Source organism: Methanobrevibacter sp. UBA188, assembly GCF_905234905.1.
Taxonomy (GTDB): domain Archaea; phylum Methanobacteriota; class Methanobacteria; order Methanobacteriales; family Methanobacteriaceae; genus Methanocatella.
Map to the genome: position 1 here is coordinate 25,589 of NZ_CAJOJM010000015.1, position 13,890 is coordinate 39,478.

Annotated in this window: 14 protein-coding genes and 1 tRNA gene; 1 reads left to right on the forward strand and 14 read right to left on the reverse strand. The window is 32.6% G+C overall.

Going from position 1 to position 13,890, the window contains the following annotated elements; genetic code table 11:
* Positions 1–8: 8 nt before the first annotated feature.
* From QZ143_RS04525 to QZ143_RS04545, 5 genes are all read right to left on the reverse strand, one after another.
* Complete coding sequence (locus tag QZ143_RS04525) at positions 9–524, reverse strand: hypothetical protein (protein ID WP_292881668.1); 516 nt, start codon at positions 522–524, stop codon at positions 9–11.
* 82 nt (positions 525–606) lie between these two features.
* Positions 607–972 carry a desulfoferrodoxin family protein gene (locus tag QZ143_RS04530; RefSeq protein ID WP_292605496.1) on the reverse strand — a complete coding sequence of 122 codons (366 nt, stop codon included), beginning with the start codon at positions 970–972 and terminating at the stop codon, positions 607–609.
* Positions 973–1,028: 56 nt separating this feature from the next.
* On the reverse strand, positions 1,029–1,403 hold the full coding sequence (gene nifU, locus QZ143_RS04535; RefSeq protein WP_292605498.1) for a Fe-S cluster assembly scaffold protein NifU: 375 nt from the start codon (positions 1,401–1,403) through the stop codon (positions 1,029–1,031).
* A 2-nt stretch (positions 1,404–1,405) separates the two neighbouring features.
* Positions 1,406–2,614, reverse strand: coding sequence for a cysteine desulfurase NifS (nifS, locus tag QZ143_RS04540; RefSeq protein ID WP_292881670.1), 1,209 nt, complete (start codon positions 2,612–2,614; stop codon positions 1,406–1,408).
* Between the two features lie 76 nt (positions 2,615–2,690).
* Positions 2,691–3,986, reverse strand: coding sequence for an O-acetylhomoserine aminocarboxypropyltransferase/cysteine synthase family protein (locus tag QZ143_RS04545; protein WP_292605502.1), 1,296 nt, complete (start codon positions 3,984–3,986; stop codon positions 2,691–2,693).
* Between the two features lie 363 nt (positions 3,987–4,349).
* Between QZ143_RS04545 and QZ143_RS04550 the strand changes: the two genes are divergently transcribed.
* Positions 4,350–5,492, forward strand: coding sequence for a metallophosphoesterase (locus QZ143_RS04550; protein WP_292881675.1), 1,143 nt, complete (start codon positions 4,350–4,352; stop codon positions 5,490–5,492).
* A gap of 110 nt (positions 5,493–5,602) precedes the next feature.
* On the opposite strand, the gene cysS is transcribed toward QZ143_RS04550, so the two are convergent.
* The 9 genes from cysS to QZ143_RS04595 all read right to left on the reverse strand — a co-directional run bounded on the left by cysS (position 5,603) and on the right by QZ143_RS04595 (position 13,883).
* Positions 5,603–6,931, reverse strand: a complete 1,329-nt coding sequence (gene cysS, locus QZ143_RS04555; RefSeq protein ID WP_292881677.1) for a cysteine--tRNA ligase — start codon at positions 6,929–6,931, stop codon at positions 5,603–5,605.
* A gap of 32 nt (positions 6,932–6,963) precedes the next feature.
* A tRNA-Cys gene (locus tag QZ143_RS04560) sits at positions 6,964–7,035 on the reverse strand.
* Positions 7,036–7,113: 78 nt separating this feature from the next.
* Complete coding sequence (locus tag QZ143_RS04565; RefSeq protein ID WP_292881680.1) at positions 7,114–7,494, reverse strand: transcriptional regulator; 381 nt, start codon at positions 7,492–7,494, stop codon at positions 7,114–7,116.
* A gap of 11 nt (positions 7,495–7,505) precedes the next feature.
* On the reverse strand, positions 7,506–8,210 hold the full coding sequence (gene cysE, locus QZ143_RS04570) for a serine O-acetyltransferase (protein ID WP_292605510.1): 705 nt from the start codon (positions 8,208–8,210) through the stop codon (positions 7,506–7,508).
* 59 nt (positions 8,211–8,269) lie between these two features.
* Positions 8,270–9,217, reverse strand: a complete 948-nt coding sequence (cysK, locus tag QZ143_RS04575) for a cysteine synthase A (protein ID WP_292881683.1) — start codon at positions 9,215–9,217, stop codon at positions 8,270–8,272.
* Between the two features lie 155 nt (positions 9,218–9,372).
* On the reverse strand, positions 9,373–10,002 hold the full coding sequence (gene nth / locus QZ143_RS04580; protein WP_292881686.1) for an endonuclease III: 630 nt from the start codon (positions 10,000–10,002) through the stop codon (positions 9,373–9,375).
* Positions 9,995–11,317: a 3-phosphoshikimate 1-carboxyvinyltransferase gene (aroA, locus tag QZ143_RS04585; RefSeq protein ID WP_292881689.1), complete on the reverse strand. Its 1,323-nt coding sequence runs from the start codon at positions 11,315–11,317 to the stop codon at positions 9,995–9,997. The genes nth and aroA overlap by 8 nt, the downstream gene beginning before the upstream one ends.
* A gap of 118 nt (positions 11,318–11,435) precedes the next feature.
* Positions 11,436–13,571: a GH3 auxin-responsive promoter family protein gene (locus QZ143_RS04590; protein WP_292881692.1), complete on the reverse strand. Its 2,136-nt coding sequence runs from the start codon at positions 13,569–13,571 to the stop codon at positions 11,436–11,438.
* 15 nt (positions 13,572–13,586) lie between these two features.
* Entirely contained in the window at positions 13,587–13,883 is a 297-nt protein-coding gene (locus QZ143_RS04595; protein WP_292881694.1) for an STAS domain-containing protein, read from the reverse strand.
* Positions 13,884–13,890 lie beyond the last annotated feature (7 nt).

Sequence of the window (13,890 nt, forward strand, 5' to 3'; positions counted from 1 at the left end):
AAACCTCATTAAATGATAAAATTTTGCTTAAATAACTTTGGATTTTCACTAACTAATGAATCCCTTTCATTTTTATAAGACATTGATTGATTCATATAATCATTAGCTTCAAAACCATACTCACTACCAGTATAATTATAGTTAACTTCAAAACATTCAATCGATTCTTTAAGTTTATCTACTGCCTTAAGCTTTAACTCCAATTCCAAAATAGCATCATTAATATAATCTTTATGAACTTGAGTAATGTCTGAAGTAAAATTATTTTTTAAGATATGTAACTTGTTCAAACTGTTATTATAATTATTACCTGCTGAAATAGCTTTATTCATTGAATTTGCATAACTTTTATTATTGACCAAATCAACAGCATCATTATAATCTTTATCTCCATTAACAATGCCATCACTAATTTCCGGCATCAGTTTATTCATATTATCAACAGAACTGTCCATATAAAGAATAGCTGCCGAAATAATACCTAAAATCAAAATAAAAATTATTAATTTAATATATTTAGACACAATATAAACTATGTAAAAGAAATTATTTATAATTTTTTATAAAGAAAAAATAAAAAAAGAAGTTTAAAACTAGATTTTAAACTTATTCACTAGCCCAAAGGCCGTGTAAATTACAGAATGCGCATGCTTTTACATCATCTGTAGAGTTAACAGTGAAAGTTACTTCTGCAACATCTCCAGGTTTAAAGCTTTTTGCGTATTGTTCTGCTCCAGCTTCAACAACAATAAACTGGATGTAATGGTCATCATCCATTGGGTGAGCTGCTTCACCGACTTTTACGGTTACTTTGTCACCATCGATTTCAACTACAGGTTTGTGTTTAGGTGATTTTTCACCTTCGGTTTGTACCGGGATACTGAGCATGTGAGTGTCACATGTATCGCCATCGTCTTCAACTAAAACTTGGATAATACTTCCACAGTCATCACATTTTAGAATTTTTGCCATAATAAAACATCTCCTTAAATAGATTAAAGATAGTTTATCTAACAAAGTATATATTATTATTGATTATTTTCCTTATAGTTTTCAATTGCTGCCTGAAGCCCATCAGCTGCAAGGTTTGAACAGTGCATTTTAATTGGTGGAAGACCATCTAATTCTTCTGCAACATCATTTCTGGAAATTTGCAATGCTTCATCAATGGTTTTTCCAACAGCAATCTCTGTAATCATACTGCTTGTTGCAATTGCTGCTCCACAACCGAAAGTTTGGAAGGAAATATCTTCAATAACCTCATCATCGTTTACTTTAATGTAAATAGTCATCAAATCGCCACATGTAGGATTTCCTACAGTTCCAACTCCATTAGCATCTTCCATCTCTCTACAGTTTCTTGGGTTTGCAAAGTGATCCATAACTTTTTCTGAATAATCCATAATTAACACTTCCTACAGTTATCTTCATGTTTTTTACACATTATATTATCGTAATCAAGTTCCTGATTCCATAAAGGTGACATTTGTCTTAATCTTTTAACAGCTTCTGCAATTACATTAACAAATTCATCAACATCAAAAGCATCACTTTCAGGTGCTAAAGATATTCTCAATGACCCATGAACGTCAACAGGGTCAAGACCTAATGCAGTCAATACTGGAGATGCTTCTAAAGTATTAGATGAACATGCAGATCCAGTGGATGCCTGATAACCTTTAGCATCCAATAAAAGAATTAATGATTCACCTTCAATAGCTTTGAATCTGAAATTAACTAAATTAGGTAATCTAATTTCTTTAGATCCATTTAAATAAGCTTCAGGAATGGTTGTTAGTACTTTTTCAATCAGTTCATCACGAATTGAGGATAACTTTTCATAATGTGCATCAAGGTTTTCTGCTGCTAATTGACATGCTTTACCAAATCCAACAATTCCAGGGACATTTTCAGTTCCAGATCTGATTCCTCTTTCCTGACCTCCACCATGAATAAGTGGGACAACACGAGTTCCTTTTTTAATATATAAAGCTCCTACACCTTTTGGACCATTAATTTTATGAGAAGATAAAGAAAGTAAATCCACATTTAATTTCTCAACATCAACTTCAATTTTACCGAAACTTTGTACGGCATCAGTGTGGAATTTAATGCCTTTTTCACGAGCAATTTTACCAATCTCTTCGATTGGTTGAATAGTACCCAATTCATTATTTGCATGCATAATGGTTATCAAAATTGTTTCATCAGTTATTGCTTCTTTTAAATCATCAACACTAATGATACCGTCTTCATTTACAGGCAAATAAGTCACTTTAAAGTCAAGGGATTCTAAAAATCCTAAAGTATTTTTTACAGCAGGATGCTCGATATTGGTGGTGATAATATGTTTACCTTTTTTAGATAATTTAAAAGCTATTCCTTTAATTGCAAGATTATCAGATTCTGATCCTCCGCTTGTAAAAATTATTTCTTCAGGTTTTGCATTAATAGCATCAGCCACTCTTTGACGAGCCAAATTTAATGCCTTTTTTGATTCACGACCAATTCCATAAAGAGTTGAAGGGTTTCCAAACTCTTCTGTGAAAAATGGTTTCATTTCTTCAAATACTTCCTCACTAACTTGAGTAGTTGCTGAGTTATCTAAATACATTTCATTATCTCCCAATTGTCTTTTTTTAATAAATAAAAATTTTTAAGTATATATGTTTTAAGTGATTAGATAGTAACTAGATACTATCTAACGCTTGACTTAAATCTGCAATTAAATCATCAACATCTTCCAAACCGATGGAAAGTCTGATAAAGTCTGGTGTTACACCTGTTGCTTCTTGTTCTTCAGGAGTCAATTGTTGATGGGTAGTACTTGCAGGGTGAATTGCTAAACTTTTTGCATCCCCAATGTTTGCAAGAATTGAGAATAATTCCAATTTTTCAATTACTTTTCTTCCGGCTTCCTCTCCACCTTCAACACCAAAACCTAAAATACCTGCAAAATTGTCTTTCAAGTATTTTTTGTTGATTTCATATGTTGGGTGTGATTCAAGACCCGGATAATTTACCCATTTGACTTTAGGATGTGATTCTAAAAATTTAGCTACTTTTAAAGCATTTTCAGAGTGTCTTTTTACTCTAACATCTAAACTTTCAAGTCCTTGCAAGAATATGAAACTGTGTACCGGTGCTTGAGTTGCTCCGAGATCCCTTAAGAGTCTTGCTCTTATTCTTACAGTAAATGCAAGGTTTCCAAGTTCAGGAACATCTCCGAATGAATCCCAAAATACAATACCATGGTAACTTGGATCAGGTTTTGTGAAATTGTTAAATTTACCATTTCCCCAATTGAATTTACCAGAATCAACGATGTAACCTCCAACAGCAGTACCATGACCTCCAACATATTTGGTTGCTGAAGCAGCAATGACGTCAGCACCATGTTCCAATGGTCTGACAAGTCCTACACCAACAGTATTATCTACAATTAACGGGATGTCATGTGAATGTGCAATTTCTGCCAATGCTTCAAAGTCAGGTACATCCAATTTTGGGTTTCCAATTGATTCAACATAAATTGCTCTTGTTTTTTCATCAATTGCATCTTCAAAAGCCTGTAAGTCTTGTGAATTAACAAATTTAACTTCCCTTGCCAAATCTTTAAAAGTATAATTAAATAATTGATATGTTCCACCGTAAAGATTGTCTGCAGATACAATGTTGTCTCCAGGTTCAGTTACATTCAATATTGCATATGAAATTGCTGCAAGACCACTTGATGTTGAAATACCTGAATTACCGCCTTCGATAGCAGCAATTCTTGCTTCAAATACATCACTGGTAGGGTTTGTTAATCTGGAATAAATTTGTCCAAATTCTTGAAGGGCGAATCTTCTTGCAGCCTCATCTGAGTCTTTAAATACATATGAAGTAGTTTGGAAAATTGGAACTGCTTGTGCCCCAGTTACGGGGTCTGGAGTTTGTCCTGCACGTACACCTAATGTTGCTAATCCATAATTTTTATTTGTCATTAATAATCACCTTTATAATTTGATTTGAGTAAAATATATCACGTGTTATATTTACTATATAACAATTGTTATTATTCATATATAAATGTTTTGATAAACCTAAAAAATAAATTATAACTCATGTTATACAATTATAACATATGTTATTTTACTATATAAACATTGTTATATTTTTCAAAGAAAGATATTCAATTTACTAAAACTTCTTATTGAATCAAGAGGTGCAAAAAAAAAGCAAATTACCTTGCTGCAACTGCATAACTTTTTCTCTTTTTTATTTTTTTAAAATTTTCAAATGATGAAATGAATTTAAGCTTTTGTTTAACTGAAAAAATTATATAGTCAATTCACCATAATAAAATTATGAATCCGATACATTTTTTTACCTTAGGATTTTTACCAGAATATTTAGTTATGGGAATAATTTTAGGGATTTTAATTGGATCATATTCCTTTTTCAGAGTTAAATATGCTTTAAATGACACAAAATTAACAAAAAATAAACAAATCATGATAATCAGCATAATTGCAATTCTATCATTCCTATTTTGCCTAAACATATGGTCAATGGCAGCGCTATTGATATTCTATTTATTTATATCATCTTTAATAGCTGATTTAATATTAGTAATCCGTAAATATGTGATTAAAGAAAAACACCTGAATTTCATTCCAAAAATTCATAAAAATGGATTGCTGGCAATAATTATTTTTGCATCCATCATCATTGGCAGTGTTTATGGAATGAACCATATTGAACTAACGGAATATAATATAACTACAGATAAAATTGACAATGAATCTTATTCTATTCTTTTCGTTAGTGATGTTCATTATGGATCTGTGCAAAATACCCAATTAGTAAAAGATAACATTTTAAAAATGAATAATTTAAAACCAGATATTGTTGTTCTAGGTGGAGATATTGTTGATGAGCGAACAACCAAAGAAGACATGCAGGAAATATTTGAGGAATTAGGAAAAATCAACTCAACATATGGAACATATTACATCTTTGGAAACCATGATAGACAGCCATATGCAATAGACTATGAAAATGGAAATAGGACATTTACTGATAGTGACCTAAATCAAACTATTGAAAAAAATAAAATAAAAATATTGAATGACAATAAGATTACAATCAATAATGATATTGTTCTAGTTGGAAGAAGTGATGCAGAATGGGAAGATACGATTGATAGAATTGATGTAAATGAAATTCTTAATGAAAGTGATTTATCCAAATATATTGTAGTATTGGATCACCAACCTGTTGAAAGCAAAGAAAATGCTCAAGAAGGTGCTGATTTACAACTTTCAGGTCATACACATGGCGGACAAGTATTTCCTTATGGAATGATATATGATTTATCCGGCCGTTTAAACTATGGAGAGTATGAAATTAAAGACATGAAACAAATTGTATCGTCCGGTTTAACTGGATGGGGATGGCCTATGAGAAACGAAGCAAAATGCGAATATGTGCTAATTAATATCAATTAAACATTTACTATTATTATAACCAATTAAATAGTCAAAACAAAAAAAATATTGTTCTGAAATGTTAAAAATAATTTACATCATGTTTTGAAAAAAAAGGAGAAAAAATCTCCTTAATCATTAATTTCATAGCCTAAAGATTGTAAACTGTCACGAATTTTATCAGATAAATCATATTGCTTATTAGCCCTTAGTTCTGATCTTACTTCAGAAATCAAATCAAGCAAATCATCAGATCCGGCATTTACATCTTCAAGTTCAAAGCTTACACCAAAAATATGTGCAGCATCATCAAGGAATGATTTAATAGCTTTCTTATCATCATCTGATAATGAGTCTAACTCGTTTTTGGTATCATTGATTAAACCAAAGATTGCTGCAATAGCTTTTGGAGTGTTAAAGTCATCATCCATGCTGTCAAAGAATTCTTTCTTGTGAGGAGCCAGCACATCTGATTCATAAGATTCATCTCCCACTTCAATATCTAAAAGCTCATAGTATTTCCTGATTCTGTCCAAACTTTTTTCAGATTGGTGAAGTGAATCCTTTGAAAAGTCAATTGGGCTTCTGTAGTGGGTTGAAAGTACAAAGAATCTGAATGTTTCAGGAGCATAATCTTTCAATAATTCACGAATGGTAATGAAATTATTGAGTGATTTTGACATTTTTTCCCCATTAACATTTAAAAATCCAGTATGCAACCAGAATTTTACCATCGGAGCTTTACCACTTACAGCTTCCATTTGAGTAATTTCCGCTTCGTGGTGAGGGAAAATCAAGTCAAGACCTCCACCGTGTGCATCATATTGTGGTCCGAAGTAGTATTCGGTTATTGCAGTATCTTCAATGTGCCATCCAGGTCTTCCGTCACCCCATGGGGATGGCCAGGTAGGTTCATCTACACCTTCACGTTTTTTCCAAAGCGCAAAGTCCTGCGGATTTTTCTTGGTTGTATCAGCTAAATCTCTGTGAGATTCCAGCTCTTCAATATTTCTGTTGGATAATTTACCAAATTCAGGGAATTTTTCAATTTCAAAGTAAACCCCATCTTCGGTTTCATAAGCGAATCCTTTATCAATTAATCTTTGAATCTGGTCCAATATTTCATCAACATGATCTGTTGCTCTTGCAAATAAGTTAACGCCATTGTCTTCAATGTATCTTCTTTCAAATTTTCTGGCTAACTCATGTGCCGGAATTCCACTTTCTTTTGACCTGTTAATAATCTTATCATCAATGTCAGTAATGTTTTGAATGTAAAATACTGCATATCCACTGTATTCCAAATATCTTTTTATTGTATCAAAAGAAATGTATGTCCTTCCATGTCCAATGTGCGCATCATCATAAACAGTTGGACCGCATACAAATAAGTTAACTCTGTTTTTATTAATAGTTACAAAATCCTCTTTACTGCGAGTTAAAGTTGAATAGACGTCCATAAAAATAACCTCAAAAAAATAGTAATTGTAAAAGGCAAGTGAGGGACTTGAACCCCCGTATTATGGTCTGCAGCCACACACCTAAGCCACTCGGTAAACTTGCCACTAAAATTAATAGGATAATAAAATATTGGTAATTAATAGTTTATAAAGTTTACTATTTTTTCCAATATTTTACAAATTTACTTAGCTTCAAGTTCGGAACCAATACAACTTTTACAATCATCACCAAGTTCAGATTTATCAATGTCAAGTTGTTCCAATACATCAACAGTTCTCACGTTTTTACAAATTTTACAGGTTCTTGGAATTAAATCTGCTTTGGTAGCTTCACCTTCAGATAATTCGCGAGCAAATTCATGAATCATGCTCCTCACATTATCATCAAGCTTAATTCCACTACCTCTTTTATCAGTAATATATTGAGATACTGCAGGCTGGGTTATGTCCATAAGCTCAGAAACATCCTTTTGTTTCATCCCTAAGTTTAAAAGTTCTTTTGCTAATTCAGATCTAATTGCCGGTATTACATACCATACTACAATTTCACAAGGTGGTTTCATAAAAATCCCTTCTATTTTTTAAACAGATCCTCGAGATCTTCTTGTTCATCTCTGATATCTTCAGTTAAACAAATTCCATGTTTTTCAAATAAAATCTCAAAGCGTTTATCATTGTCTTGAAGATGCTTTTCAAGTGTCCTCAATGCATCAGCAACAGGGTCTGGAAGTTTATCGTGGTCAAGGTCAACTTTCTTGCGTACACCTTTATGCTTGACTATGCGACCTGGAACTCCCACACATGTGGATTCAGGAGGAACATCCTTCAAAACGACTGCGCCAGTACCGATTTTAGAATATTTTCCAATTGTAATGTTACCCATTACTTTAGCACCAGCTCCAATAATCACTCCATCTTCAATGGTAGGATGTCTCTTTGTTTTTTCAGTACTAGTACCACCAAGGATTACTCCCTGATAGATTAATACATCATCACCAACAATAGCTGTTTCACCAACAACAACACCCATTCCATGGTCAATGAAAACTCTTTTTCCAAATGTTGCTCCAGGATGAATTTCAATTCCAGTAATGAATCTGGCCAAATTGGAATTCATACGGGCAAGAAGTTTAAGGGAGTGGTTCCATAACCAGTGACTTACTCTATGAAATATCAAGGCATAAAAACCTGGATAGCACAAAAATATTTCCAATGTAGAACGTGCTGCAGGGTCTTTATCTTTAACAGCTTGAATTTCACTCCTTAAACCATCGAACATTTGAAATCTCCAAATTTTATAATATTATATAATATAACATATAGTATAAATAGTTATTCTTAATCAAATAACCAGTCTACAGAGAGATATCTTTCACCGTTATCCGGCAAAATAGCAATTATCCTTTTACCTTTATTTTCTTCTTTTTTAGCCAAATCCAATGCTGCCCAAGTTGCAGCTCCAGATGAAATACCGGAAAATATACCTTCCTCTTTAGCAAGTGCAAGTAAAGTATTTCCAGCATCTTCATTTTCAACAGGAATTATTTCATCAATTACGCTTGCATCATAGATTGAAGGTACAAATCCTGCACCTATTCCCTGAATTTTGTGAGGCCCTTTTTCTCCTTTTCCTAAAGTTTGAGAATCTTTTGGTTCAACTGCAACAATTTTTACGCCTGGAACAGCATCTTTTAAAACTTTACCAATTCCAGTGATTGTACCTCCAGTACCTACACCACCAATAACAATGTCAACTTTGCCTTCAGTGTCCCTTAGGATTTCCTGAGCAGTGGTTTCAGCATGGATTTTAACGTTTGCAGGGTTGTCGAATTGACCTAAAATGATTGATCCTTCAGTTTCTTCATTGAGTTCTTTTGCTTTTGCAATAGCTCCACCCATTCCTTCAGAACCAGGAGTTAAAACAAGTTCAGCCCCTAAAACACTTAGGAACTTTCTTCTTTCAATAGACATGGTGTCGGGCATGGTTAAAATTAATTTATAACCTTTTGCAGCCGCTGCAAATGCGAGACCAATACCTGTGTTTCCACTGGTTGGCTCAATTATGGTTGCACCAGGTTTAAGTGAACCTTTTTCTTCTGCATCTTCAATCATTGCAACTGCAACACGGTCTTTTACACTTCCTGTTGGGTTAAATGATTCAATTTTTACGTCAACTTCTGCTTCTAATCCTTCGGTTAAATTATTTAATCTTACAATCGGAGTGTTTCCAATAGCATCAGTAATGCTATCCAATACTCCTCTTTTTAATTCTGGTATATTTGCCATAATTTTCATTCTCCTATTATATTAATTGTTTTTAATGGTATATTAAAAGGGTTATTTTGAAGTTATATAACAGATGTTATTATAACTATTGTTATATAACATTGTTTTACTTAATAAATGTTTTGGTATAACTAAAAAAAAATAAGTTGAAAAAATCAAATATTTTCTTTGTAATAATCGCAGATTTCAGTACAGGGACAAATCTCACACTGAGGACCAATCGGCTTACAGATATTTTGACCGAATTGAACCATCAAATCATTCAGTTTAATCCATAAATCCTCAGGAGCGATTTTGCATAACTCAACTTCAGTATCTTCAGGATCTTTTGTGTCAACCAAACCCAAACGATTAGATATTCTGTGAACATGAGTGTCAACGGGAATTGCCGGAAGTTCAAAGGCAAAAACCATAACACAATTAGCTGTTTTACGACCAACACCCGGAAGTTTAACAAGCTCATCAACAGTATCCGGAACTTCCCCACCATACTGGTCAATCAATATTTGTGAAACTTCCTGTATCCTTGCAGCCTTAACATTATAAAATCCAGCCGGTCTTATTAACTCTTTAACGTCATCGATTGGGGCATCAACCACTGCATAAATATCTGGATACTTCTCAAATAGATTATTAGTAGCTTGATCAGTATTTTCATCCCTTGTTCTTTGGGATAAAATTGTTCTGACCAACACTTTATATGGGTCATGGTCCAAAAATGTTCTAATCTCAAAAGTATTTTCCAATTGATTGGTAAGTTCAATTACCCTTTCCTCTTTATTCATTTTCTAACTCCAATTCAAATCCAAGTTCAGCCATACTTTCAATAAAATTAGGAAAAGACACATCAAAGACTTCTCCATCAGTAATCTTTATGTCATGCTTGAGACCGATTAATGAAAATGCCATAGCTAAACGGTGATCTCCATGAGAATCCACAACACCAGATTTAACGCCGCCAGTTATGCTCATTCCATCATCATGCTCTTCAAGAGCACAGCCCAATTTTTCAAGTTCACGGCAAGTAGTGTCAATTCTATCCGTTTCCTTTACTCTTGCATGAGCCACACCAGTGATATTGGTAGTTCCTTGAGCCATTGCCGCAAGTACTGCCACAGTTATCAATAAATCAGGAGCATTTGATAAATCAACATCAATAGCTTTTAAATCACCATTAGATGCAATCTCAACATAATCTTCACCACGGATAATTGTAACACCCATCTTCTGCAGGATTTCCAAAATGTATTTATCACCCTGTTTTGAATCCCTAAACAAGTTCTTAATTTTGGCTTTTCCACCATTTATAGCAATTAAAGCTAAAAGATAAGATGCTGATGAATAATCACCTTCCACAGTATAATCACAAGCTGAATAAGACTGTTTTTTAACCTTAAATTCATCAATTCTGCAACCTTGATGTTGTTTATCGCATTCATCATGCTTTAAATAATATCCGCTTAGTGTTTTAACACCGAATTTTCTCATTATATCTAAAGTCATATTTACATAAGGCTTTGATTTAAATTCAGGCAACACATATAATGTTACACCATTTTTGGATAATGGTGAAGATATGATAATTGATGAAATAAACTGTGAACTAACATTACCCATAATATTAGTTTCACCACCATCATATCCTGGTTTAATCAATATCGGCGCTTTGTCATTATCACTTAATGATTCTGTTTCGACTCCTAAAGGCAATAATGCATCCATCAACAAACCCATCGGACGTGTCTTTAAAGAATCATCACCAGTTAAAATAACTTCATTGTCACTTAGTGCAGCAACTGAAGTCATTAATCTCAATGTAGTTCCTGAATTCGCCAAATCAATAGGAACATCACTGGAATTATGTAGCTTTCCACCAGTTCCAATTACTTCCAAATAATCATCATTTTTAGTGATTTTAGCACCTAAAGCTTTACAAACTCTTATTGAAGCCAAAGTATCTTCCGAGTATAGCATATCATATAGTTTAGAAGTACCTTTGGACAGCGCCGCCAGTATTACTGCCCTGTGAGAATAGCTTTTGGAAGGAGGAGCCTTTACAACACCACCAATATCTGAAATATTTTTAACCTTAAGAATCATTTTAATCAACCAAAAAAGATATGATACTTGCCATATCTCTCAAACTTTTCTAATATAAACTTTAATTTTTATAGTTATTTAAAGTGATGAATTAAATCATCTTTGAATTATAAAACAACTAAAATATTTTTTCAATAGTTAGAATATTTTGATTATTTTCATATTTATAATCAATTTCATCTACATTTTTTCGAACTATCGTTAAACCTAATCCCCCAATATCTCTTTGATTTGCTTCAAGAGTTAAATCTGGACTTTCCTTATCTAATGGATTAAACTCTACTCCACCATCTATAAAATTTATTATTATCCTTAAAGGATCTTCCAATAGTCCATATTGGATTTTTATTTCTCCTTCTTTTTCATAAGCATAATTACAAATATTTACAAATAGTTCTTCAATTATTAACTCCAATTTTAATTTAGATTTTATTGAAACCCCTTTATCCTCAAGAAATTCTTCAATTTTTAAGAAAAGTAAATCTAAATTTTCTATATTAGATTTTAAGGTAATTTCTTCCATATTTAAGTAATCAGCCCTATTTAATTCACCATCTCTTAAAACATTAAAGAAACTTATATCTCGTTCATCTCTTAAGATTCTAGGAGGTTTAACTTGAGCGGGAGAAGCTCCTCTAGCAACCTTTAATTCTTTATATAGCAAATATGTTTCTGGTTGCAAGAAATATAATTCTGTTTTTCCAATTATGCTCTTTTCAATTTTATTACATAAAACAGAATCTGTTGCACAGAAATTTTCATTCAACTTTTCCTGAATGCTTTCTTTTGTTACATTTTCAGGCAAGTCCTCAACTTCCATTAAATATACATATTTCATAGGCGATGAGTCAGAATCAACATAAACTGAAAAATCTATTAAATCAAACCCAAAATCTTTTTCGGTTTTATATGCTGCTGCTCTTAGGTTTTCTCCGTTAACTTTCTCACCAGCAACACATAAACATTGATCCAGCCGGTATAAAAATTCAATCATTGGAGTGTTATTATATCTTCCAGTGCAACGAACGACATCTTTCATCCTGTAACGATAAAATCCGGACAGATTAGTTGTGATAACTTCATATTCTTTTCCTTCTTCCAATTTGTCCATAGTCACTATTTTACTGTAGTCACCATTAGCATCCAACGGTAAAAATTCATAAAACATACTGTCAGGTATGAGAATGGAATCATGATTGTTTAATTCTGTAAAAAGTGAAAATATACCTTCAGATGCAGTTAATCCAATTAATGCAAAATTAAAGTCGGAACTTGTGAACTCTTTAATTTTATCAAGATAATTCTTAAATCCTCCAGATCCACATCCTATAAGAAGCAACATTTTTGGCCAAATTTTAGGAACAATGGGCTCATCAAAACCTTCTTCAAATATTTTTCTAAGTTCTTCTGCTCTTTCCGGCATCGGTTCTATTTTTCCAAGCAAACTTTCACGAACTTCATTAGGCATTTTTATGGATTCATCAATGGTGCCCCTTTCAATATCATTGACTAATAATTCCCAATTGCCTTTAATATACCGCAGAAATTCTAAAAACAAACTGACGAAACTAGTTATTGTAAATGAAATGTCCGGATTGACTAATGCAAAACGTACATGAATATAACGAATGTTAGTTCCAACACTAGGAATTAAAGCTTCAATTGGTGATGTGGTGATTTCAGAAATCATATCACCAAAAACATCCATTATTTTACCGGAAATAGAACCGTAGGTATCCCCAGAAGGCAACTTGGACATGGAAAGTTCAGTTAAATTTAAACATGGATATTTAATCCAATCCAAACCAACTTTTTCAGCAAATAAGTTAAATAGATACGCATAATTATATTTCATATTGATTTCTTGATTAAGAGATGTGATAGGTATCCTTTTAGGGTTTCCCATTGTACCGGAAGATTTTGCATAATGAATTATTTCATAAGAGGTTATTAAATTCTTTTCCCCATTTTCTGTCATTCTATAAATGTAATCTGCATAACTATCATAATCAGTTATAGGAACCTTACTTTGAAAGTCTTCAATGCTTTTAATGTTTGCAAAATCATATTTTTGCCCATATTCAGTATCTTCGTTATCCTTTATGATTTTCATTAGCAAAGCAGCATTATATTTCATAGGATTCTGTGTCATGACGTCTAATGATTTACGAACATTATTTCCCTGTGAAATAAAATTTAAATAAAACTGTTCTGAAGATGATAATTCAGAAACATCAATATCACCCAAATCCATAATTAAACCTCATAACTATTCAATAGTCAATATGTCTACAAACCCTGTTGATTCAAATACCTCCATCACAATATCCTGAACATTAGTTACTTTCATAGACCCCTGTTTGTTCATTCTTTTTTGAGTAGATAAAATTATTCGAAGCCCAGAACTTGAGATATAAATTAATTCAGATAAATCAAAAGTTAACTCTTCGACATCATCTAAACTGTCTTCAAGCACTTCTTTAAGTTCAGGAGAACTTTTTGTATCTAATCTGCCTGTCAATTTAATATCTAATTTTTTTCCGTCTTTGTGTTTTTCTATGTCCATAAATTCA

Excerpts from the sequence above, each read along its gene's own strand:
- nifU (WP_292605498.1), bottom strand. The coding sequence starts at position 1,403 with ATGGATTATTCAGAAAAAGTTATGGATCACTTTGCAAACCCAAGAAAC.
- QZ143_RS04595 (WP_292881694.1), bottom strand. The coding sequence starts at position 13,883 with ATGGACATAGAAAAACACAAAGACGGAAAAAAATTAGATATTAAATTG.
- aroA (WP_292881689.1), bottom strand. The coding sequence starts at position 11,317 with ATGATTCTTAAGGTTAAAAATATTTCAGATATTGGTGGTGTTGTAAAG.
- nth (WP_292881686.1), bottom strand. The coding sequence starts at position 10,002 with ATGAATAAAGAGGAAAGGGTAATTGAACTTACCAATCAATTGGAAAAT.
- cysK (WP_292881683.1), bottom strand. The coding sequence starts at position 9,217 with ATGGCAAATATACCAGAATTAAAAAGAGGAGTATTGGATAGCATTACT.
- QZ143_RS04545 (WP_292605502.1), bottom strand. The coding sequence starts at position 3,986 with ATGACAAATAAAAATTATGGATTAGCAACATTAGGTGTACGTGCAGGA.
- cysE (WP_292605510.1), bottom strand. The coding sequence starts at position 8,210 with ATGTTCGATGGTTTAAGGAGTGAAATTCAAGCTGTTAAAGATAAAGAC.
- QZ143_RS04550 (WP_292881675.1), top strand. The coding sequence starts at position 4,350 with ATGAATCCGATACATTTTTTTACCTTAGGATTTTTACCAGAATATTTA.
- QZ143_RS04590 (WP_292881692.1), bottom strand. The coding sequence starts at position 13,571 with ATGGATTTGGGTGATATTGATGTTTCTGAATTATCATCTTCAGAACAG.
- cysS (WP_292881677.1), bottom strand. The coding sequence starts at position 6,931 with ATGGACGTCTATTCAACTTTAACTCGCAGTAAAGAGGATTTTGTAACT.
- QZ143_RS04565 (WP_292881680.1), bottom strand. The coding sequence starts at position 7,494 with ATGAAACCACCTTGTGAAATTGTAGTATGGTATGTAATACCGGCAATT.
- nifS (WP_292881670.1), bottom strand. The coding sequence starts at position 2,614 with ATGTATTTAGATAACTCAGCAACTACTCAAGTTAGTGAGGAAGTATTT.
- QZ143_RS04530 (WP_292605496.1), bottom strand. The coding sequence starts at position 972 with ATGGCAAAAATTCTAAAATGTGATGACTGTGGAAGTATTATCCAAGTT.